The sequence below is a fragment of the Acidicapsa borealis genome (assembly GCF_059115245.1).
Genome location: NZ_JCACNY010000001.1, coordinates 4,734,509 through 4,755,362, shown reverse-complemented (window position 1 = coordinate 4,755,362; position 20,854 = coordinate 4,734,509). Strand labels below are relative to the sequence as shown.

The 20,854-nt window shown below is 59.1% G+C and carries 20 protein-coding genes; 10 read left to right on the top strand and 10 right to left on the bottom strand.

Annotation, left to right across the window (positions count from 1 at the left end):
• Positions 1 to 162: 162 nt before the first annotated feature.
• Together AC5S27_RS19380 and rimM are read left to right on the top strand one after the other, a co-directional pair.
• Positions 163 to 429, top strand: coding sequence for a KH domain-containing protein (locus tag AC5S27_RS19380; protein ID WP_493936207.1), 267 nt, complete (start codon positions 163 to 165; stop codon positions 427 to 429).
• 59 nt (positions 430 to 488) lie between these two features.
• Positions 489 to 1,073 (top strand): ribosome maturation factor RimM, encoded by a 585-nt coding sequence (rimM, locus tag AC5S27_RS19375; protein ID WP_493936206.1) that lies wholly within the window; start codon positions 489 to 491, stop codon positions 1,071 to 1,073.
• Here the strand turns inward: rimM and AC5S27_RS19370 are convergent.
• From AC5S27_RS19370 to AC5S27_RS19360, 3 genes are all read right to left on the bottom strand, one after another.
• Positions 1,060 to 1,629: a hypothetical protein gene (locus AC5S27_RS19370; protein ID WP_493936205.1), complete on the bottom strand. Its 570-nt coding sequence runs from the start codon at positions 1,627 to 1,629 to the stop codon at positions 1,060 to 1,062. The genes rimM and AC5S27_RS19370 overlap by 14 nt on opposite strands.
• Positions 1,626 to 2,801: a DUF2157 domain-containing protein gene (locus tag AC5S27_RS19365; protein WP_493936204.1), complete on the bottom strand. Its 1,176-nt coding sequence runs from the start codon at positions 2,799 to 2,801 to the stop codon at positions 1,626 to 1,628. Before AC5S27_RS19365 ends, AC5S27_RS19370 begins: the two co-directional genes overlap by 4 nt.
• 110 nt (positions 2,802 to 2,911) lie before the next feature.
• Positions 2,912 to 3,313, bottom strand: coding sequence for a hypothetical protein (locus tag AC5S27_RS19360; protein ID WP_493936203.1), 402 nt, complete (start codon positions 3,311 to 3,313; stop codon positions 2,912 to 2,914).
• A gap of 98 nt (positions 3,314 to 3,411) precedes the next feature.
• Between AC5S27_RS19360 and trmD the strand changes: the two genes are divergently transcribed.
• The 4 genes from trmD to AC5S27_RS19340 all read left to right on the top strand — a co-directional run bounded on the left by trmD (position 3,412) and on the right by AC5S27_RS19340 (position 6,894).
• Positions 3,412 to 4,233, top strand: a complete 822-nt coding sequence (gene trmD, locus AC5S27_RS19355) for a tRNA (guanosine(37)-N1)-methyltransferase TrmD (RefSeq protein WP_493936202.1) — start codon at positions 3,412 to 3,414, stop codon at positions 4,231 to 4,233.
• A 74-nt stretch (positions 4,234 to 4,307) separates the two neighbouring features.
• A complete protein-coding gene (gene rplS, locus AC5S27_RS19350; protein WP_493936201.1) occupies positions 4,308 to 4,667 on the top strand; it encodes a 50S ribosomal protein L19 in 360 nt (119 codons plus the stop codon).
• Positions 4,668 to 4,813: 146 nt separating this feature from the next.
• A complete protein-coding gene (gene rnhB, locus AC5S27_RS19345; protein ID WP_493936200.1) occupies positions 4,814 to 5,674 on the top strand; it encodes a ribonuclease HII in 861 nt (286 codons plus the stop codon).
• Positions 5,674 to 6,894: a hypothetical protein gene (locus AC5S27_RS19340; protein ID WP_493936199.1), complete on the top strand. Its 1,221-nt coding sequence runs from the start codon at positions 5,674 to 5,676 to the stop codon at positions 6,892 to 6,894. Before rnhB ends, AC5S27_RS19340 begins: the two co-directional genes overlap by 1 nt.
• Before the next feature lie 18 nt (positions 6,895 to 6,912).
• Here the strand turns inward: AC5S27_RS19340 and msrQ are convergent, their stop codons facing one another.
• The 4 genes from msrQ to AC5S27_RS19320 all read right to left on the bottom strand — a co-directional run bounded on the left by msrQ (position 6,913) and on the right by AC5S27_RS19320 (position 11,304).
• A complete protein-coding gene (gene msrQ / locus AC5S27_RS19335; protein ID WP_493936198.1) occupies positions 6,913 to 7,545 on the bottom strand; it encodes a protein-methionine-sulfoxide reductase heme-binding subunit MsrQ in 633 nt (210 codons plus the stop codon).
• 102 nt (positions 7,546 to 7,647) lie between these two features.
• Positions 7,648 to 8,646, bottom strand: a complete 999-nt coding sequence (gene msrP / locus AC5S27_RS19330; protein WP_493936197.1) for a protein-methionine-sulfoxide reductase catalytic subunit MsrP — start codon at positions 8,644 to 8,646, stop codon at positions 7,648 to 7,650.
• A gap of 418 nt (positions 8,647 to 9,064) precedes the next feature.
• Positions 9,065 to 10,048 (bottom strand): protein-methionine-sulfoxide reductase catalytic subunit MsrP, encoded by a 984-nt coding sequence (msrP, locus tag AC5S27_RS19325; RefSeq protein WP_493936196.1) that lies wholly within the window; start codon positions 10,046 to 10,048, stop codon positions 9,065 to 9,067.
• A gap of 185 nt (positions 10,049 to 10,233) precedes the next feature.
• Positions 10,234 to 11,304 (bottom strand): AAA-type ATPase lid domain-containing protein, encoded by a 1,071-nt coding sequence (locus AC5S27_RS19320; protein ID WP_493936195.1) that lies wholly within the window; start codon positions 11,302 to 11,304, stop codon positions 10,234 to 10,236.
• A 149-nt stretch (positions 11,305 to 11,453) separates the two neighbouring features.
• On the opposite strand from AC5S27_RS19320, the gene AC5S27_RS19315 reads away from it, so the two are divergent.
• Together AC5S27_RS19315 and AC5S27_RS19310 are read left to right on the top strand one after the other, a co-directional pair.
• A complete protein-coding gene (locus tag AC5S27_RS19315; RefSeq protein ID WP_493936194.1) occupies positions 11,454 to 12,419 on the top strand; it encodes a GntR family transcriptional regulator in 966 nt (321 codons plus the stop codon).
• A gap of 80 nt (positions 12,420 to 12,499) precedes the next feature.
• Complete coding sequence (locus tag AC5S27_RS19310; RefSeq protein WP_493936193.1) at positions 12,500 to 13,066, top strand: hypothetical protein; 567 nt, start codon at positions 12,500 to 12,502, stop codon at positions 13,064 to 13,066.
• Positions 13,067 to 13,106: 40 nt separating this feature from the next.
• Here the strand turns inward: AC5S27_RS19310 and AC5S27_RS19305 are convergent, their stop codons facing one another.
• Both AC5S27_RS19305 and AC5S27_RS19300 read right to left on the bottom strand, forming a co-directional pair.
• On the bottom strand, positions 13,107 to 13,856 hold the full coding sequence (locus AC5S27_RS19305; protein WP_493936192.1) for an ABC transporter ATP-binding protein: 750 nt from the start codon (positions 13,854 to 13,856) through the stop codon (positions 13,107 to 13,109).
• Positions 13,857 to 13,990: 134 nt separating this feature from the next.
• Complete coding sequence (locus AC5S27_RS19300; protein WP_493936191.1) at positions 13,991 to 15,367, bottom strand: efflux RND transporter periplasmic adaptor subunit; 1,377 nt, start codon at positions 15,365 to 15,367, stop codon at positions 13,991 to 13,993.
• 199 nt (positions 15,368 to 15,566) lie between these two features.
• Here AC5S27_RS19300 and AC5S27_RS19295 point away from each other — a divergent pair, with 199 nt between their 5' ends.
• Entirely contained in the window at positions 15,567 to 17,414 is a 1,848-nt protein-coding gene (locus AC5S27_RS19295; protein WP_493936190.1) for a GWxTD domain-containing protein, read from the top strand.
• Between the two features lie 108 nt (positions 17,415 to 17,522).
• On the top strand, positions 17,523 to 19,298 hold the full coding sequence (locus AC5S27_RS19290) for a carboxypeptidase-like regulatory domain-containing protein (protein WP_493936189.1): 1,776 nt from the start codon (positions 17,523 to 17,525) through the stop codon (positions 19,296 to 19,298).
• A 21-nt stretch (positions 19,299 to 19,319) separates the two neighbouring features.
• On the opposite strand, the gene AC5S27_RS19285 is transcribed toward AC5S27_RS19290, so the two are convergent.
• The gene (locus tag AC5S27_RS19285; protein WP_493936188.1) at positions 19,320 to 20,837 is read right to left on the bottom strand and encodes a glycosyltransferase family 39 protein; all 1,518 of its coding nucleotides are present in this window, start codon (positions 20,835 to 20,837) and stop codon (positions 19,320 to 19,322) included.
• Between the last annotated feature and the right edge of the window lie 17 nt (positions 20,838 to 20,854).

Here is a 20,854-nt window from a genome sequence, read left to right as displayed (position 1 = left end):
CGCTCGAGTGTCAGTGCGCAAAATCACTGACGGTTGAGCGGGTGTGCTGATACTATTGCGCACACAATCAAAGTTTCGGTAAAGCTCGATCGATTGGGCAACCGCTTTTTCGGAATGAAATCCGTTTAAAGTATCCAAGAGCTTTGGGGATGGAGTACGTGCATGACCCAACAGGATATGCTCGCAGTGGATGAATTGGTGCGCGAGATTGCACGCGCTCTGGTGGATGCACCGGATGCGGTGCAGGTGGAGTCCGACAGCCGCGAGGAGAATACTGTTCTCAGGCTGAAGGTGGCCCCGCAGGATGTGGGCAAGGTGATCGGCAAGCAGGGTCGTACGGCACGCTCAGTGCGGACGATTCTGGGTGCGGTGAGCATGAAGCTGCATCACCGGTATACGCTCGATATTCTGGAAGAAGAAGATAACTAGAGTAGCGTTGTGTGCTGGTCGAGTCACGGCCTGAGCCGGACGTAATGCGGAGACCCTCCATGAGTTCAGAGAGTCTGGATCAGGCTTGGACATGGCTGGCTCGGATTCGCCGTGTGCAGGGCCGCAAGGGCGAAGTTCTGGCTGATCTGTTGACCGATTTCCCGGAAAAATTCAAGGAGCGCAAGCGCGTCTGGCTGCTGAAAGCGGTTGGAGATGTGCTGGATGCGCAGGCCGCTCCGCGCGAGATTGGGCTGGCCAATTCATGGGCGCACAAGGGCGACATTGTCCTGCACTTTGCCGGGGTCGACTCGATCAACGAGGCTGAGTTGCTGCGAGGGTTGGTGGTCGCCGTGCCGCGGACAGAACGCGCCCCGCTGGGTGAGGACGAGGTCTACGTCGGCGACCTGATCGGCTGCCAGCTTGTGGACGTTGCGTCTGAGCCAGAGCAAATCGTTGGAACAATTGAAGATGTGGACCGCGATGCTGGGCCTGTGGCTCTTCTTGTGGTGAAAGCTGCGGCTAGTGGCGCGGAGGTTCTGGTGCCGTTTGCCAAAGCTTATCTGCGACGGATCGACGTGGAGACGAAGCGCGTCGAGATGGCGTTGCCGGATGGGCTGGTTGACGTGCAGCTCAGCGATAGTTGAGCGGTTGCCAGTGGCCTTCGCTGTCTTTTGTCGCCATGGCGATGGGGCGCGGCGGACCTTTGGGCGGGACGGTGACTTCGACCCACAGCTCCGACTCCTTAGCCAGCGGGAAAGGCGATTTGGCTGTGTCTGAGATGTAGAAGTCGATTCCTGGCATCAACATTGCCTTGTCACAGCGTTCCCCCTGCCTCATTTGAATTGCCATGGTGTTCTTGTCGTTACCAGATTCGTCGAGAGCCAGAACAGCCAAGGTGTTCTCCTTCACGCCAATATGAGCGTCGACGTATGGAGTGGCTATCCCTTGCCGATCAAACAGAATGTTGGAGCTGTCCTGCTTCACGTAGTCGGCAGGATGCGGAAATTCGATTCCGCAGGCGTTGACGTGAAGTTGAATGCTTAGGTAACGGCCGCGCATGACCAGCTCAGGGTCGTAGGCCACGGCGCGGGTCCAGACTCTGGGGCAGGTCCAGCGCTGGTAGAGGTACTTGGCGGCGATGGACGAGACGATTGCCAGTTGAATGAGCAGCAGGGCGATGGAGGCGCGGGAGAGTCTCATGCGGCCTCCTTTTGCGGCATGGCTGAAATCAATTTGCGCCGCGTCTTTTCGAGTGCCCAGCCTCCGCCGACGAAGAGGATGCCGAGAGCGATGAGGCTGACGGAACGGCCGAGCTTGCTGAACAGATCGTCGAAGAAGAACCACATGATCGACGCTGCGAAGGCGACGATGCCATAGTTGACCAATGCCTTCGATGCGTGGCGGACTCCCCACCACGCGAGAAATCCCGCAAAGGCGGAGATGAGCGCATGAGCGGCCAGGCTGGAGAAGCTGCCCATCAAGCCTTCGTTGTTCGCACCTCTCCAGCGGCCAATCGACCCGCAAAAAGGCAAAATGATCCCGACAACGAGAGCAACCGCGACCGGTATCACGCTCAAGTGGCGGCGCAGAAGTGCGACGGCCAGCGGCAGAACGGCGATCAGAGTCCATCCCCAGATGCGATCCGGCCAAGAGAGGAAGCTGGCGCTGCGGTAGTACCAGACCCAGCCGTCGAGCAGGATTACGTTGGCGACGATCAGCGCGATGGCTCCGGCGGTGAAGCAGAGCCCCCAGACGACGCGGCGGCCTGAAGTGATCCAGAGGGTGAGGTAGAGTGTGGCCCAGGTGGCGATCATGCGGGCGAGGTAGACTTCGCCGCCCTGGTGATTGCCCGTGTAGTAACTCCACTCGCTGAACAGCCATGCGGGAAAGAGCAGCAGCGTGAGGATTTGCTGCGCCTGGTCGCGCAGCAGCGCCCATCCCGCTGCTGCGGCGATGGCCCACAGGAGAATCGCGGCGGGCCAGTGCTCTTCGATGTTGAATATCTGGCCGACAAGGGCGATTGCTGCGCCGGTCGTCAGCGTTCCGACGGCATGGAGGCTAGTGGAGAGTGGCAGGGAGTGCTGGCGGGTGAGGCCTCCGCCGAGGTGGAAGGCCGCGACCATGCTTAGCACCACTGCGAAGCGGACGAGCGGGCTGACCTCGTCCCAATGCGCGTTCACGAAGAGGACAACGCCGGCGGCAAGCAGCATGGCTCCCAGGATGAGGGCAACGATGGCTTGCCATTGGAGTCCGGCTGGCTTCTTCTGAGCGGCTTCATGCTCGGCTTCGAATGTTCGAATCCGGGAGGCGGCTTCTGAGTCGATGACCCCCGCGGATTGCCAGCGGGCTAGTTGTGATTCGAGGTCTGGCATGGATGGCATTCAGTAGAGCATGACGGACGCTGAGAATGGCGGGAATTCTGTGTAATTCAAAAGTAGTAACTCCTCTGCTGGCGAGGGAAGCAGAGCAAACGGGACCGTCGTCACTGGTCTTCCGGCCATGGGCTCTTTTTGCGAGTGGCTTTGGCGCGTTTGCTGGCTTCGATTTCCAAGGTACGCTTGCGGATTGCTTCTCCGCGGATCCCCAGCCCCAGGGGCAGTATTCCGAGCAGGGTGAAAGCACCTGTGCGAAGGTAATCGCGTTCGGTGCGGGCGATCGATTCCGGCGAGGTTTTCGATTCCTCGTATTGCCCGCGGTAATAATAGTGGAATGCGGTTCCGAGCAGGGCACACCCACCTGCGAGCAGGCAGAGGTTGAACATCAGCCGATGCACCAGATGGCCTTGCTTCTTACGGCGGCGGCTACGGTGAGCTTGCGAATGACTGTGTTCGCGGCGGCCACGGTTCAAGTTGCTTTGCTGTAACTGGGCATCTTGGGCGGTCATGCACTGTAGCTTATGCTTCGAATGTCCTGCATGGAAGCGGTATTTATGAGTTATGCGCAAAAATGCTGAGTTAGTGGATTGTTGAGACAGGGTTTGTGATGCGATTTGAGATTCTTACGATTTTTCCGGAGTTCTTCCGTGGCTTTTTTGAGCATGGGGTAGTGAGCCGTGCGCAGAAGACCGGACTGATCGGGATTGGTGTGCAGGACCTGCGGGCCTTTACCCGTGACCGGCACCGGACGGTGGATGACCGGCCCTTTGGCGGTGGAGAGGGGATGGTGCTTAAGGCCGAGCCCTTGGCTGAGGCTCTGGACGGCTTGGGCATTAAGCCTGCGCTGGAGAGGGCGGCTGATGCCCGGGAGACTGTCGTGCTGCTTTCGGCGCAGGGTCGGCCATTTACGCAGGCGGTGGCGCGGGAGTTGGCGCAGCTTGACCGGGTGGTATTGATCTGCGGCCGGTACGAGGGTGTGGATGAGCGGGTAAACGAGCTTTATTGCGACCGCGAGATTTCGATCGGCGACTACGTGCTCAGCGGCGGCGAGCTGGCGGCGGCGGTGGTGCTGGATGCGGTGGCTCGGCTGGTGCCGGGGGTGCTGGGCAACGAGGCTTCGAGTGAGTTTGAGAGCTTTGGCGTGGGCGACGCGGCGGTTTCGGCGACAGTGGATGTGGATGGGGTGCCGCGTTCTCAGCACGGTGCCGGCGGATTGCTGGATTACCCGCATTACACGCGCCCGGCGGAGTTCCGCGGATTGGCAGTACCGGAAGTGCTGATGGGCGGGGATCACGCTGCGGTGCGGCGGTGGCGGCGGGAGCAGCAGTTGCGCAAGACGCTCCGGAACAGGCCGGACCTGCTGGAAAAGGCAGCGTTGAGTGCCGAAGATTTGCGCACTCTGGCACGATTGCGCGGTGCGAACCCATAGTCTTTCGATCAATTCTCTGGTAAACTTTAAGTTCTGAGTGTAAGTCAGGAAATTTACGCAGGAAAGTTGCAACCATGTCGATTCATCCCGTAATGCAGCGCTTGGCGGATAAGCTGAAGCGTACCGATTTGCCGGCGTTCAAGGCCGGTGACCAGATTCGTGTGCAGGTGAAGATCAAGGAAGGCGAAAAAGAGCGCCTGCAGGCGTTTGAGGGCCTGGTGATCGCGATCAAGAACGGCCCCGAGGGCTCGTTCACTGTACGCAAGATGAGCTTTGGCCAGGGCGTGGAGCGCATCTTCCCCTTCAACTCCAAGGTTGTGGACAAGGTCGAGAAGATTCGCAGCTACCGCGTGCGTCGCGCCAAGCTGTTTTACATCCGCGGACTGCGCGGCAAGGCTGCCCGCATGAAGGAAGTTGCTCGCGACAAGGCTTAATCGCCTCGTTTCGACATGATTTGGAAAAGCCCCGGCTAACCGCCGGGGCTTTTCTGTGTGTTCTCTCCATTGGGAACGCCTCCATTTCGCCTCGATTTCCACCTCTCCTTTTCTCGAGGCCATTCGTCTCTTCCTATACTGATTCCATGGCCACGCGCGGAAAGAAGAAAGTCGAGCTCAAGGTCCCGGCAGGCAAAGCGCGGGTACCCGCGAAGCATGCAGCTTCTGGTGCCAATCGCAAGAAGGAGACGAAGTCTCAGCGGCTTGCCCGCGAGGCCGCAGAACAGGAGACGTTCTGCGAGTGGGTCTGCTCCTGGGAGTTCGAACGCAACGCCCGTGCGGAGGGTTCACGCATTGTTGCAGGTGTTGACGAGGTGGGCCGCGGTCCTCTGTTTGGCCCAGTCGTGGCGGCTGCGGTGATCCTGCCCCATGATGAGGCGTTCGAAAATCATTTCGACGGTCTGAATGACTCGAAGAAGCTGACTGAGGAAGACCGGGAGCTCTTCGATGCTCGCGTGCGGGAGTCCGCAATTGCATGGTCGATAGCCGAAGTGGATGTACAGACAATCGACCGAATGAATATCCTGCAAGCATCGAAACTGGCGATGAAGATTGCTGTCGAAGGGCTGCGCGAACGCGGCTTCGAGCCCGATCACCTGCTGATCGACGGCAACCAGAAGATCGATTATTGCCCGCCCGGAATTCTTTGCCGGCAAACGACGATTGTGCAAGGCGACGGGCGGAGTCTTTCGATTGCCGCCGCGAGCGTGATTGCCAAGGTGCATCGTGACCGCTTGCTGCGTGAGTTGGATCAGCGGTTTCCAGGGTACGGGCTGGCGAGGAATAAGGGATACGCCACTGCGGAGCATCGAGCAGCACTAATCCGGCTAGGGACCACGGAGATGCATCGGCGGAGTTTCGCGCCGGTTGCAGAGTTGTTTGCCGTAGAGGTAGAAAGCGCGGAGATCGAGACCATTGAGCTAGACTTTGACCTCGTGGAGGATTGATGCCGAAGCTGTTCGGGCCCGGTATTGCCGTGATTCTGGTCGTATTGCCCCTCATGTTAGCCGGACAGGCGAAAAAGGCAGAACCGCCGACCGGTGTGGTGACCGGGCAGGTTTCCTGCGCGGATACGAATGCGCCGGCCCGGTTTGCTGTCGTGACGCTGGAGCGTGTGCCGGACGAAAAGGAACAGGCGAACCCCAAGACGAAATCCAACTGGCCTGAGGGCGAAGGCTCGATGAACGCAACGGCGACCACCGATCTCGAAGGCCGCTTCGTCATCGACAAGGTGCCAGTCGGGCGATATTTTGTGATCGGAATTCTGTCGGGCTACATGGGGCCGCTGTCGCGATTCGATCATGATGATCTGACGAAGATCACACCGGAGACGCGCAAGGAGATGCTGCGCCTGGTCCCGACGGTCAACGTGGAAGCTGGGCAGGCGGCGCAGGTCACGATCCGGCTTGATCACGCATCCGAGCTCAGCGGTACAGTTCTTTACGACGACGGCAGTCCGGCGATCCATCTCCAGGTCAGGCTGCTACGGAAGGCGAAGACTGGCGAAATCGTTTCGATGGATGGGATCGTCGTTCCCGGTTTTGGTGCTCAGGTCGAGACGGATGATCGCGGACGCTATCGGCTGATCGGTGTGCCGCCCGGCGAATATTCTGTCGCCGTGACGATTCGTTTGGAGAAGGTCGCGTTCGCCGGACTACTGGGTGACGGTGGCGTTTCGATCAATGTATGGGGAAGCCGAGGCGGGGAAGTCAGCATCTACAGTGGGAACAAGTTTCGCAAGAAAGATGCGAAGATCACCAAGGTGAGTGAAGGAGAACAGCTTGGCGGACTGGATATCACCATCCCGTTGGCCGGACTGCACAAAGTGCAGGGAACGGTGACGGCGAAGCGCGATGGGCACCCCCTGAACAAGGGTAAAGTTGCTCTGCTGTACGAGGACGATGGAGCGGAGGCGCAATACGCCGACGTGGATCGCGATGGGAACTTCGAACTGCCGTATGTTCCGGAAGATCGCTACCTTCTGCGCGTGACGGGCGGCGAAGATACCGAGCTGATCCAGAAGCATGAGTTCAACAGCAACTTCACCGAAGAGAAGACGCTGAAGAAATATGGGCAGGTCGATACTCCGCTGATTGTGCAAGCCGATATGACTTCTCTTGAGCTGGCTGCGCCGGAGTTGACCGAGGCGAAAGCGCCCAAGCCTTGACCGGCTTTCAAACCAAGTTCAAGCGGAGCGGAGCTTCTGCGTCTTGCGGGCTTTCCACCAGTTGAGGACGGGACGGGCGATGAAGAGTGCCGCCATGATCAGGGTGATGCCGAGCGGGGTGGTGACTCCGGACTTGACCTGCCACCAATAGTGCAGAATCCCCAGACAGACTGAGAGATACACCAGCTTATGCAGGCGCTGCCAGTTCTTCCCTCCCAGACGCTTGATGGCGCTAGTGGTCGAGGTCAGGGCCAACGGTACAAGCAGCAGCCAAGCGAGAACGCCAACGGTGATAAAGCGGCGTTTGAGCACGTCCTGCACCATGGTGTGCGGGTCGAAACTGGCATAGAGGCCGACGTAGGCCATGAGATGGATCGACGCGTAGAAGAATGCAAAGAGACCGAGCAGGCGGCGGAACTTGATGAGCCAGCTGAGGCGCGGAAAAAGCTGGCGCAACGGCGTGATAGCCAGCGAAATAACCAGCAGGCGAAGTGCGGCCAGCCCGGTGGCGAATTCGATCTTGCCGGTGGGATCCGGGCCGAGGTCGAATTGGCTGCCCGGCATGGTGGCGCCGATCATCAGCGTAACCAGCGGATAGAGGCAGGCGATCCAGACCAGGGTTTTGAGGATGATCAGAGTGGATTTCTTCATCGGCTGCTTTCATCCTCCCACACATTTTCACAATTACGAACGCGTACTGCAACCTGTCTGATGGTGAGACATGTTCAAAGGTGACAGGATTGGCGCTTGAAATTAGAAATTGCGGTTCAGGTCCATGCCCTTATACATGTGTGCTACGAAATCGCTATAGCCATTGAAGATCATGGAATGGCGTTTCTGCGACCAGAATGGCATCCCGATGCGGCGCTCCATCCTCTGGTTCCAGCGCGGGTGTTGGAGGGCTGGATACACATTGGAGTAGAAGCCGTAGATGTCCGGGTTGATCTTGTTCCAGGTGGTTTCGGGTTGCTTGTCCAGGAAATGGATGGCCACGACAGACTTGGGAGACTTGAAGCCGTATTTCCATGGAATCATGACGCGAACGGGGGCGCCGTTCTGCTTGGGTAGGATGTCGCCGTAGAGACCAACGGTGAGCAAGGTGAGCGGATTCATTGCCTCATCCATACGCAGGCCTTCGGAGTAGGGAAAGGGAAGGCTCGTTTCCGAGGCCCAGATGGCAACCTTGGGGTCATAGTAACTAAGGAACTGGATGTACTTGGCGGTGCTGAGCGGGTTGCACTGCCTGATGAGTTCGGAAAGTGAGTAGCCCACCCATGGGATGACCATGCTCCAGCCCTCGACGCAACGATGGCGATAGACGCGTTCTTCCAGTGGGTGCATTTTGAGCAGGGTTTCGATATCGAAGGTGCGCGGCTTGTGAACCAGGCCGGAGACGTGGATCGTCCATGGGCGCGTTGGCAGGGCGCCGGCGTTCTTGGCAGGCTGAAGCTTATCTGGGCCAAATTCATAGAAGTTGTTGAAGATGGTGATGTGCTCGAAGCTGGTGAGCTCTTCGCCGTGCGTAGTCAGCGATCCCTGCTTTGTATTGAGGTTCCCGGACGCGAGCACGGTCTGTACTGGATCGTCGAGGCTCAGGACCCCTTGAACTGCTAGCCCGGCCGCGGCAAGCGAGGCAACACCAGCTGTCGCGCCCTTCAGGAAGCGGCGCCGGTTGACGAATTTGTCTTTCGGAGTCAGTTCGGAGGACGGTATCGAGGAGCCGTCGAAGAGACTGGGCTTGCGGATCAGCATGGGGGAGGGACCTCGCTGGTCTGAATTTGGCCGGAGTTGGAGGTGGATATTCCTGTTGGTTTTCGGCCTTTGTTCTTCTCCTGATTTGTGAGTTGTGACAACGCCGCGTTGTCCTCCATCACCTTTGGTTACAGGCGTACAGTCTCGAAGGCAACGTGGTAACAGTCTCAGGGTAACCAGTAAGTAATCGAGTGGATAGCACAAAATAGCTCAGACGCCGCAGTGGGTGCTGATTTGGGAAGGGTTTTCCAGGTTGGGAAGAGGACGGAATGGCGAATTTTCGGATCGCTTTTGATTTAGAGGACTGCATTCAGAGGAGAGTGTTCGACAAAAGCCCGAATTCAGGCGCCAGAAGCTGCCTGAATCCGGGCTTTGGGGAGTCGACCTGCGATCTCGAAAAGGAGCTTAAGCTCTTGCCTCAGTAATACTTCCTGAGGTCCATGCCGTTATACATCGAGGCCACGAAGTCACCATACCCGTTGAACATCAGTGTCGGCTTGCGCTGCGCGTAGAACGGCTTGCCGATGACCCTTTCCGTTTTCTGGCTCCAGCGTGGGTGGTCGACATTGGGGTTGACATTGGAGTAGAAGCCGTATTCGTTCGAGGCCTGATCATTCCATGTTGTAGAGGGCTGCTTGTCGGTGAACTTGAGGCCGACGATGGATTTTGCCGATTTGAAGCCGTATTTCCAGGGGACGATGACGCGGACAGGTGCGCCGTTCTGGTTGGGCAGGGTGTCGCCGTAGAGGCCCAGCGTAAGGAGGGTGAGCGGATTCATCGCTTCGTCCATCCGCAGCCCCTCGGTATAGGGCCAGTTGTAGCCGAAGGGAGCCCACTTCTCCACCTTGCCGTTGAAGTAGCTGATGAACTGGACGTATTTGGCGTTAGCGAGCGGGTCGCATTGCTTGATGAGTTCCGAAAGCGAATAGCCGACCCAGGGAATGACCATGCTCCATCCTTCGACGCAGCGGAAGCGGTAGGTGCGGTCTTCGAGGGGGTGCATTTTGAGCAGGGTTTCGATATCGATCGTCTTCGGGGTTTTGACGAGACCGCTGATCTTGATCGACCACGGGCGGGTAGGCAGGCCCCCAGCGTTCTGAGCGGGTGAACTCTTGTCTGTGCCGAACTCATAAAAATTGTTGTAGCTGGTGATGTCCTTCAGCGTCGTGAGCTCTTCTCCCGTGGTGCTGATCGGGCTCTTAACGGTCTGCAGCTTCTCGGCAGCGTGTACAGAACGAGCCGGCGCGAGCACATCGGCGAGGCGCGAACCAGTGAGAGCGAGCGCGCCGGTAGCGGCGGCTCCGGCGAGAAGACTGCGGCGGTTCAGCCACTTTTCTTTCGGGGTAATTTCGGAGGACGGAATGTCGGAGCCGTCGATTGGGTTCGGTTTGCGGATAAGCATATGCACCTCAGGGAACAGGGAACAGGGACCAAGGAACAGGATTAGACGTGCCTGGTTCGCCGTTCTCTACAACTCTCTTAGAGTACTTGGAATGTCTTCCCGTTACAGAGAACGTTTGGAAGTGTGTGGAGGATTTCCTGCGGGATCAAGTTTAAGGACAGCGTGGTCTGGGGATGGGAAGGGAATCAGCAGGTTTTCGCGTCCGGGGTGTCCGCTCCGCCATTGGTTTCAGCGATGGAGCCGCCGGCGAGGATGCGATAGAGCGTGGAGCGGCTAATGCCTAGCTGGCGGGCAGCGCGTAGCTTATTGCCGCGATTCAGATTGAGGATGAGATGGATGTGGCGCTGAATGACTGCGTCGAGGGTCATGTCGGCAGTGTGATCCGGAACGGATTGACTGGATGTTGTGGAAGCGCTGACCGAGGGAGACTGCACAGCCGCTGGCGCCGGCGGCAAGCTGGCAGGACTGAGGACAAAGTCGGAGGGGCGGAGGACCCCCGTGGTGGAGTCGAGAATGGCGGTTTCGAGCACCGAGGCAAGTTCCCGGACGTTACCGGGCCAGGTGTGCTGGAGCAGCTTTGGAAGCGTGCCGGGAGAGAGGACTGCGGTGGGTTGCTGGTAACGGCGGCAGATGCGGTCAATGAGCGTCTGCGCGAGTGGGGCGATGTCTTCTCGGTGTTCGCGCAGCGGAGGCAGCGGGAAGCGGACGGCGCTCAGGCGAAAGGCAAGGTCGGGCAGGAATTGGCCCTGACCTGCAAGCTGGCGAAGCGAGGTGTGCGTGGAGACGAGGAGGAGAAAGCGCGAAAGACGGGCCGGGGATTTCTGTGAATCGGTGCGTTGGAGTTCCTGATTCTGCAGGACCTTTACCAGATCGAGCAGCAGGTTTTGCGCGGCAGACGAGAGCAGGTCGACGCGGTCGAGATAGAGTGTGCCGGCCAGCGAGGCAGCTTCCGCTTCGGAGGCGAGCCATTCCCGGGCGTCGCGACGTTGGAAGGGCATTGTGGCGAGGGCTGAGGTGCGGTGGATCGTCTGGGCAAAGAGGTGTTTGCCGGTGCCGGGTTCGCCTTCGAGAGTGGCATATTGCAGGCGCGGTCCGGCTACCTCCGCCTGAAGCAGCAATCGCCGCAGAGTCGAGCTGACAGCGATAAACGGCGGACAGGCGAAGGAGGCCTGATCGGTGTGCCCCGATGTTGCGGGGATCGAAGATTCCGGGGGAGGGATCTTCGATGGCGTGTGTGAGCCGTTGAGCATGAACATTACGTCTGCCGCCGTGTCTGGCCAGTCGGGGAAGTGGAGTGTCTCTTGTGGCTATATCGGCGGGTGCGCGTAGAACATGAGGGCAGGCAAGTGCTCAAAGTTACCGGTCTTCCGTCATGGTAAGCTCGTCAGGCAAGACAGGAGCCACTGTGCGTTTCTGGTTAGTACACTCCAGTGAGGTTTCGCTTCACGAGCAGATCGTGCGTCAGGTGACGCTGGGCGTGTTGAGCGGCGAGCTGGTTCCGGGCGAGCGGCTGCCCAGCATTCGAGAGCTGGCGCGGCGCTTCAAGGTTCACTCCAATACGGTCAGCGCCGCATACCAGCAGTTGAGCGCCGAACGATGGGTGGAGCACAAGCGCGGCAGCGGGGTCTACGTGCGCCCGCGCAGCGGCAAGTCTTTTGCAGCGGATCGCGTACGCCCACAGGGAAATTCACCTGCGGCGCCGCTCGACAGCCCCAAAGCACTGCTTCTGGACAGCCTGGTCCAGCGAACTGTGCAGACCTCGCGTGAGCTTGGAATTACCGACGAAGAATTGAAGAATCGAATCGCCATCGCGCTCGCTCGCCCATCGAAGTGCCTGCTGCTGGAGCCCGATCCGGAACTGGCACGTCTGGTGCAGCATGAAGCGGCGGCTGCGGGGTGCGCACCGCTCGAGGTCTGTGCGCTTGCCATTGCGGAATGGCCGGCGCAGCTTCGCTCGCATGTCTATGACGTGCGGCCGGTGGTATTGCCGAGCAAGGAGGACGCGGCGCGTCAGGCGCTTGGCTCCTCGATTACGCTGACCGTGCTGCGCATCAATCCAATTAGCCCATCCATATCGCAAAATCTGCCCGTATCCCGCGATCATCTGGTGGGCATTGCGTCGCACTGGCCGCAGTTTCTTGAAGTTGCCCGGGCGATGTTGATTGCTACCGGATTTTCGCCGGAGGTTCTGCTTCTTCGCGATGCACGGCAGAACGGCTGGCATGCGGGTCTGGAGCAGGCAGCTTCGGTGATCTGCGACAGCCTGACGGCGGCGAAATTGCCGCCAGGCGTAGCCAGTATCGTCTTCCCGCTCATCAGTGAGGAGTCGTTTCATTCCCTGCGGCCGGGGCTTCAACCCGCCACGTCCTGAAGGGTCTGAGCACTGTTGCACTTCAAAAGAGTGACACAGGACAACGTATATTCGAGCGCTGGAATTCCTAGAGTGGGCATATGAAAATCTCACATGCCTTCTGTCTGATCTGTCTTTGCTTCATGCTCTTCGCAGGCGATGCATTTTGCCAAAGTCCGGAAAGCCAAAGTCCGGAGATTGGTTTCGGCGTCTTTCTGTCGGTTGGAGGAGAGTCCGATCACACGCCTCATTACGGATCAGGCACAGCCATCCCTCTGGCTGGCGTTTACGCCGAGTGGGTCAAATATCGTATCCGGCCAGGTCTGGACCTGCGGATTGAGGGTGGAACAAACGGAGTTCATGGACCGCTGGTGGGTCCGACGATTTCGGTGACCACCGCTCAAGGCTACATGCGCCCGTATGCCGAAGTGTTGTTCGGACCAAACAGCGCGAATTTAGATACGCCGGGCGGGGTCATTATCGAGCCAGGCCAGCCCGTACCAGATACGAATCGCGATGGGGTGACTGTGCAGGGAGTGGCCGGTCTGGATTTTGCCGTGTCCCGCTTTTGCAGCTGGCGGCTTGAGTTTGCCCAGAGCAGATTCAGTGGGATTCCAGATTCGCACCCGCATGCAATAACGACGGGGATTGTGATTCATTTTCGGTGAGCCACGATCCCCGTCGTTGATTTCTGGTGAATGCCGGGAGCTAGCGAACGCGCTTCGATGGTTCGTCGGAAGCGATTTCTCCGTCACGAATGTGGACGACGCGGTGGGCGTACTCCGCGATATCCGGCTCGTGGGTGACGAGGACGATGGTGTTGCCTTTGGCCTGCAGTTCGTCGAAGAGCGCCATAATTTCGACGCCGGTCTTGGAGTCGAGGTTGCCGGTAGGTTCGTCGGCCAGGATGATGCTGGGACGGTTAATGAGCGCGCGGGCGATGGCAACGCGCTGTCGTTGACCGCCGGAGAGCTCGTTTGGCTTGTGATTCATGCGGCCATCGAGATTTACGGCGCTCAGAGCGTCTTTGGCGCGTTGAAGGCGCTCGGCGGCTGGGGTTCCGTTATAGATGAGGGGCAGCTCTACGTTGTGCAGGGCTGAGGCACGGGCCAGCAGGTTGAAGGTCTGGAAGACGAAACCGATCTCCTTGTTGCGGATCCGCGCCAGTTCGTCGTCGTCAAGCGCGCTGACGAGCTGGTTGTTCAGCCAGTAATTGCCTTTGCTGGGAGAGTCGAGGCAACCGATCAGGTTCATGAAGGTGGACTTGCCGGAGCCGGAGGGACCCATGATGGCTACGTATTCGTTGTCCTTGATGTTCAGGGAGATTCCCTTGAGCGCGCTGACCTGCTGCTCGGAGCCCATGTCGTAGGTCTTCCAGAGATTTTCGACAACGATCATGTCGCGCTTGACCTGCGCGGAGCCGGAGATCACGGGACTGGGAGCGGTGTTGGTGGCCATTCTGATTTCCTTCGGGGGCCAAAGCCCCGTCTTACCTATTGTGCTCCCGTCGCAATTCGTATCGCGACGGGAGCCGGTCTTCTCTTGCTATACGGCAAAACTTCCCTTGAGTTCCGTACCCATCCTGTTTGCGTTTAGGAGGCAGGAGTGGAGGGTGTGGGTTTCACTTCATCCCGTTTCAGTAAAGCGCCTCCCTTGAGGGAGCGAATGGTCTTGAACGGGCCGGTGACGATCTCCTGTCCTTCGACCAGACCGGAGACAACTTCGATATCCGTTGAGCCGGTAATTCCGGTGGTTACGGGAACAAATTGAGCGCGGAGCTTGCCGTTAATCGTTTTGACGATGAACACGCCCTGAACGGGAGCGGCAGGTTTGGTACCGGGAGCAGGAGTTGCCGGGGCAACGACTGCCTTACCGTTGGCGTCCAGAGTCTCGGGAACATGGTTGGTCAGGGCCTGAATGGGCAGCGTGAGCACATTGGGCTTGTGGGCCGTGGTGATCTTGGCTGTGGTCGAAAGACCTGGACGCAGCGCATCGTCGGGCTGATCGAGCGTGACGACGACCTTAAAGTCCTTAGCCTCTTCCGTGCCGGTGGTGGACTGAGAGGTGGCGATGCCGGTCGAACGCAGGATTGCCTGATCGCCGACGAGGGTGACGTGGCCCTTGAAGGTGCGGCCGGGCAGGGCGTCTACGGTGACGTCGGCGGACTGACCGATCTGGATATTGACGATGTCGGTCTCGTCGACCTTGACTTCGGCGGTGATGACGCTCATGTCGGCCAGGGTCATCAGCGTGGAGCCTTCGGCATTCTGGATGCCGACGACGACCGTTTCGCCTTCGCGAACGGGCAGGTTGGTGACGATGCCGTTGAAGGGCGCTACGGAGACGGTCTTGTCGAGGGCGTCCATGTTGTAGCGGAGAGTGGCCTGGTTGTTGGTGACCTTGGACTTGGCGGATTCGGTCTGGGCGCGAGACTGGATCAGCGCGGCATTAGACTGGGCGAGGGTTGCCACCGCCAGGTCATAGGCAGCCTTTTTCGCATCAAAGTCCTGCTTGGCGATCAGTTGCTGCTGGTAGAGGCTCTTGGCGCGATCCCAGTCGAGCTGCTTCTGCTCGAGATCGGCCTTGGAATGCTCGACGTTGGCTTCGGCGGTCTTCTCGGCAGCGAGATAGGAGTTCACATCCGTTTTGGACGACGAGATCATGGCCTCCTGGGCGGCGACGTTGGCCTCCGGCTGCACATTCTCTACTCGGGCCAGCACCTGACCCTTGGTAACATGGTCGCCTTCCTTCACTTCGAGGTGCGTGATGCGCCCGAAGGAGGTTGCGCCGACGTTGACGTAGGTCTTGGGCTTGATCTGCCCGGTGCCGCTGACGATGGTGGCCAGATCCTGCCGGACAACCTTGCCAGTGAGCACAGGGGTGTATCCGGACTGCGCCTGATACACCATGGCGAGGACGGCTCCGACGACGACAAGAACTGCCAGAACAATGAGAATGACTTTTTTCATATCGTGATTGCTGTGAGGAAGTCTCCGCTGACAGTGTACGCAACTGCTGGCCTCAGGGTTCCCGGAAAGGCGAGGGAATCGAAAAGGTGCGGAGGGGCGGGGATAACCTTTTTCGCGATTTCCTGTCCAACTGGCACCATATCCTTGCCCCGGCCTCTAGGTAACCGTAGAATAGGGGCTTGCAGGAGTAGGCCACGACATGATGCAGCAGAGCAACTTGACCGTCCCGACAGTTCAAAAAACGACACAGTCTTCCAACCTCTTACGCTTGGCATCTGGGGCGCTGGCATTTGCCACCCTCACTTTGCTGGCAAGCGCTCCGGCGCGGGCCTATGTGGGTCTTCCGGGCGGGGTGACTGGTTGGCAGGAACCTGCTGCGCCACAGGATCAGAGTGGTGCGGCTGACAAGTCCGGCGACAAGTCGAGGAAGAAGCTGGACAAGCCGGCAGAAGAAGCCGATCCTCTGAAGCGGCCGCTGACCGACAAGCAGCGATTTCAGCGGCAGAAGCTGCAAAGGCAGGAGCTTTCGACGGCCTACAAGACCTGGCTGAACCAGGATGTGGCCTGGATCATCTCCGACGAAGAGACCAAGGCCTTCAAGAATCTGAGCAATGACGAGGAGCGCGACGCGTTCATCGAGCAGTTCTGGCTGCGGCGCAATCCCAATCCGGACTCGCCGGATAATGAGTTCCGCGAGGAGCACTATCGTCGTATCGCCTATGCCAATGAGCACTTTGCGGCGGGCAAGCCGGGCTGGAAGACGGATCGCGGTCATATCTATATCTCATTCGGCAAGCCGGATTCGATTGACTCGCATCCCTCCGGCGGCAGCTACCAGCGGCCCTTTGACGAAGGCGGCGGCGAGACCTCGACCTTTCCGTTTGAGGTGTGGCATTACCGCTATCTCGAAGGCGTTGGCGACAATATTGACCTCGAATTCGTAGATACCTGCCAGTGCGGCGACTATCACTTCACCATCGACCGCTCCGAGAAGGACGCGTTGTTGCACGTCCCGGGCGCCGGCGAAACGATGTACGAGCAGATGGGACAGGCCAAGAAGGCAGACCGTTTCAAGGGTGGTTTGGAAAACCTGGGAACCGGTCCGATGGCGTCCGCGCAGCAGTCGAAGCAGTTTGACCGCATCGAACTCGCAGCCAAGGTATTCGCTCCCCCGCCAGTGAAGTTCAAGGACCTGGAGAGCTTCATCTCGGACCACAAGGTCCTGAGTGGAACCATCTTCCCGTTCGATGTGCGGACCGACTTCATCAAGGTCACCGAGGACACCGTTCTCGTGCCTGTCACGCTGCAAATCAAGAATAAGGACGTGACGTTCGCGACCAAAGACGGCGTCTCCAAGGGCGTGGTGAACATTCTGGGCAAGGTCTCAACCATCACCCATAAGACCGTCCAGACATTTGAAGACACGGTCGAGATCACCCAGCCGTCCGAGCTGCTGCAGAAGACGCTCGAAAAGCAGTCTGTCTATTGGAAAGCTCTGCCCCTGCGTCCGGGCAACTACCGGGTCGACATTGCGATCAAGGACGTCAACAATCCGGATCACATGGGCATCTATTCCCAGAGCATCAATGTGCCGAAGTACGACGATGAAAAGCTGGGTACTTCGTCGCTGATTCTGGCGGACACGATGTACACGGTACCGAGCCAGACCATCGGTACGGGCAACTTCATCATCGGCAACACCTATGTGCGGCCGCGGGTGAGCCAGAATCTGGCAACTCCGGTCAAATTTACCCGTGACCAGAAGCTGAACTGCTGGATGCAGGTCTATAACCTGGGCATGGACGACAAGACAAAAAGCAATTCCGCGACGGTGACTTACGAAATCCGCGATACAACGTCTGACAAGCTGTTGCTGGAAACGCACGAGGACTCGAGCAAACTCAGCGCACACAGCGACCAGTTGACGATGGAGCGCAGTGTGGCTCTGGCAGGATTGCAGCCGGGCAAGTACAAGATGACGATTCGGGTGCAGGACGCGATTTCAAAACAAGAGATTGCGCAATCGGCCCCTTTTGTCGTGGAATAGGACATACATCCCCCAGTGAACGGTACGACCGGGCAACGAACCTGGTTGACTGATGGTTTTGCGTACTTTGAGGAGTGCTTCAGGGCGTATTTTGACAAACGACAAACCGTGAAGCGTATCGTCTTCCAATTCGTTGTGGCGTGTATCGCGCTGGGATCCCTGGGGAGCCTTTCCTGTGGCGAAGCTGCTTATGCGGCGCCGATGAACGCTGCCACCGGCTCGGTCGCCGGTGTGGTGCGGGACTCCGGTGGCACGCCGCAGATTGGAATCCAGATTGAACTGCTGCGGTCCGATTCTACCGTCGTATCGAAGGTCTTTACCGATCACAAGGGCAGTTACTCTATCGTTTCCGTGCTTCCCGGACAATATGCCATCAAGGCGGTGGGAAGCAGTTTCATTCCCGCCCTGAAGCAGAACCTCAGGATTCGAACCAATACCATCGTCAACCTGACATTGAACAGCCTGTACGACCTGATGCAGTGGGTTCCGCAACCGCAGAAGGCGCGGGCACGCGCTGTGGATGACTGGGCATGGACAATGAGGTCGGCTGAGAGCCGCCCTCTTTTGCGTTGGCTCGATGATGGATCCCCGATCCTGGTATCCGACGGCTCAGAGGAAACTTCCGCAGTGGCCCAGGCTGAGCAGCGCCGTGGGGCGAAGAATCGTCGGGTCAGAGTGCAGAGTTCTGTCGGGGATGCTCGCTTTGGCGAGGCAGGAACACGGGTTTCAGCAGCGATGCAGCAGGACACGTCCGCCCGGCGGAGGATGGCGATGAGCGCTGTCGTCTCCCCGGAAGAAGCGGGCATGATGGATGCAATGCTTGGTTTTCGGCAGGAGATGCGGAGTTCCGGGTTGGGTTCGAGCTCCATGCAGACCCTGGCTGCGGTCATGATCGACCCGGAGGCCGGTGCGGGCGGCGCGCAGGGGCTTCAGATCGGGTCGCTGCGAACGTGGGAATCGCTGCAGTTGCTGGACGAATTGGAAGCTGAGGCAGGCTCGGAGCAGGTTCTGGCGCGGGTTGGCGATGGCTCCGGTGCTGGGTCGACGGCTTTTGCGGCGCTGCCGTTTGCGCGGGTGACTCTGCATCGCGGCCAGTCATCTTTGTCCTACCGGGTGGCGTCGGCCCGTTCGGTTGATGCCGGCGCGGATGAGGCAATGGCTGCACGCTGGCTGCCAATCGTGAGCGAGCGGGATGGCGAACTGGTCCTGGAGCATGGTCTGCACCAGGAACTCGGCTGGTCGACAAGCGCGGGACCTGCTGAGATGCAGCTGGTCATCTACGGCGACAACATCGTGAACCCAATGATCGAAGCATCCGGTCGTTTGACCGCAGGCGAATCTGCCGGTCAATGGATGCTGGTGGATCGGGCCAGTGGGCTGCTTCGCGCTGCAGGGCCCAATTACGCCACCACCGGAATGCTGGCGTCGGTCCAGAGCCGTTTACCGGGACACAACAGGGTTAAGCTGAGCTACGCGAGCGGTGACGCGCTGGTGCTGCAGGCCACCGGGCGGCCGGAAACGATCGCGTCGATCCTGCAGGGCGCAAAGTCGCATCGGGCGCAGATGTATTCGCTGGCGTTGTCGGGAACAGTCGATGGTGTGGGCACACGCTGGCGGGCGAGCTATCGCTGGCAACCGGCTGCCACGGTGACACAAGTGGCTCCGTTTGCAGTGGATGCGAGCGAGCCGTATTTGAATATCTATATCCGGCAGCCGATTCATCTCGGTGCAAGTCGGGAAGGCTCAGGGGGCCTCGAGGCTCAGCTTGATCTGCGCAACCTGCTGGCCGAGGGCTATCGGCCATTCATCACGGAAGATGGAACGCACCTCTATTTTGCGCAAGCTCAGCAGTGTGTGCGTGGCGGGCTGGCTTTTACTTTCTAGATTACTTTCTCGAACCGGAGATCATCCGAAGTCGAGTGCAATCTTCCACAACTCAGGCCAGGGCAGACGCGGCGGTCCGCAGACGTAGATCTCTGGGTGATCGTTGGACTCCTCGTTGTTCTGTCCGCTCGGATAGGGGATCGTCGCTGCCAGCTTGCAACCAGTGAATTGAGTTTCCCGGTCCCTGTCTCCCACGCCGAGAATGATCAACGTGGTCGGCTCGTTATGCGGATAGCTGTTGAGCCAGCCTGAATTGGTGCCGCTGATCGCTGCGGGCAAGTCGTACTGGGGGCCATAGAGGTCTACCGCGCCGCGTTCGCCATAGTTGCCCACGACGACTCCGAGGTTCCTGCGCTGTTCTTCGGGAAGCGAATCGCGGACCTGGGCAATGGCAGCCACCATCTGCTGCCAGCCGATTTCCTCGCGAAGATCTCCGCTGTGAGTCAGTGCAAAGTCGCGCAGCGGGCCGTCCGAAGCTAGCGGAACAAGCGCCGCGCAGATGTAAATGGCGCACGCGGAGAAGGCAACAAAGTACACGGCCTCGATGGTCCGGCGCCAGAGCGGGCGCAACGTCGCCAGCCAGCTTTCGGCGGCGACTGCACCCATCGCCAGCAACATCGGGTAAGCGGCAGCGAGGTAATAGCCTCGGCCCTTCGCGAAGAAGAACAGCGTCAGCGGAATCAGGTACATCCAGGCAAGCATCCGGTACCGCGGGCTGCGCAGAAAGGCTACGAGACCGGCAATCCAAAGCGGCGCGGCGACGACGTTGACGCAGATCCTGAACTGATCGCGGAGAAAGCCATCCGCACGACCCTGGCGGACGTCCCGGACGTGGATATGTTGCAGGAATCGGTACGAAATAAAGTCGTGGTGCACGAGCCACAGCAGGTTCGGTAGGAAGATGAGGAGTGCCAGACCCACCCCCGCCCAGAACCAGGGCGACAGAAAGTGGCGGCGGGCTCGGGTGAGCACCATTGCGCCAAGAATCCCGGCAATGAAAAACGTGATCGAGTACTTCGTCATCATGCCCATGCCGAGACTGGCTCCAATCGCCAGCCACCAGCGCGGGTTTTCAGATTTCAGCAGGCGGATTATGCCGTATGCGGCGAGGATCCACCAGACGTAGTCAAACGAGGAATACTGAAACTCAGTCCCTTCAAAGATCGGCAAGGGTGAGAAGGCCACGGCGAGCGCGGTAGTGATCTGCGCTAATCGGCCTCCACCGAGTTCGCGAGCCATGAGGCCGGCGATGGTAGTTGCTGCTGCCTGGAAGAGGACAGACGCAAGGCGCAAACCGACGAGCGAAGTGCCGAAGATCGCCAAACCGAGGTGCTGGATCGCCGCGGTAAAGGGCGGGTAGGGGACGAACCCCCAGTCCAACTGGCGTGCGTCCGAAAGGAACTGCAACTCATCGCGGTGAAAGCCGTACCGGCCATTCGTAGCAAGATGCAGCGCAGTCACTGCGGCAGCAATCAAGATGAGCGCGGGCCATGCAATGCGATTCGCTTCAGCCCAAGAAGCGTGGGGTTGCTTTGCCATGAAACCTCTGAATGCTG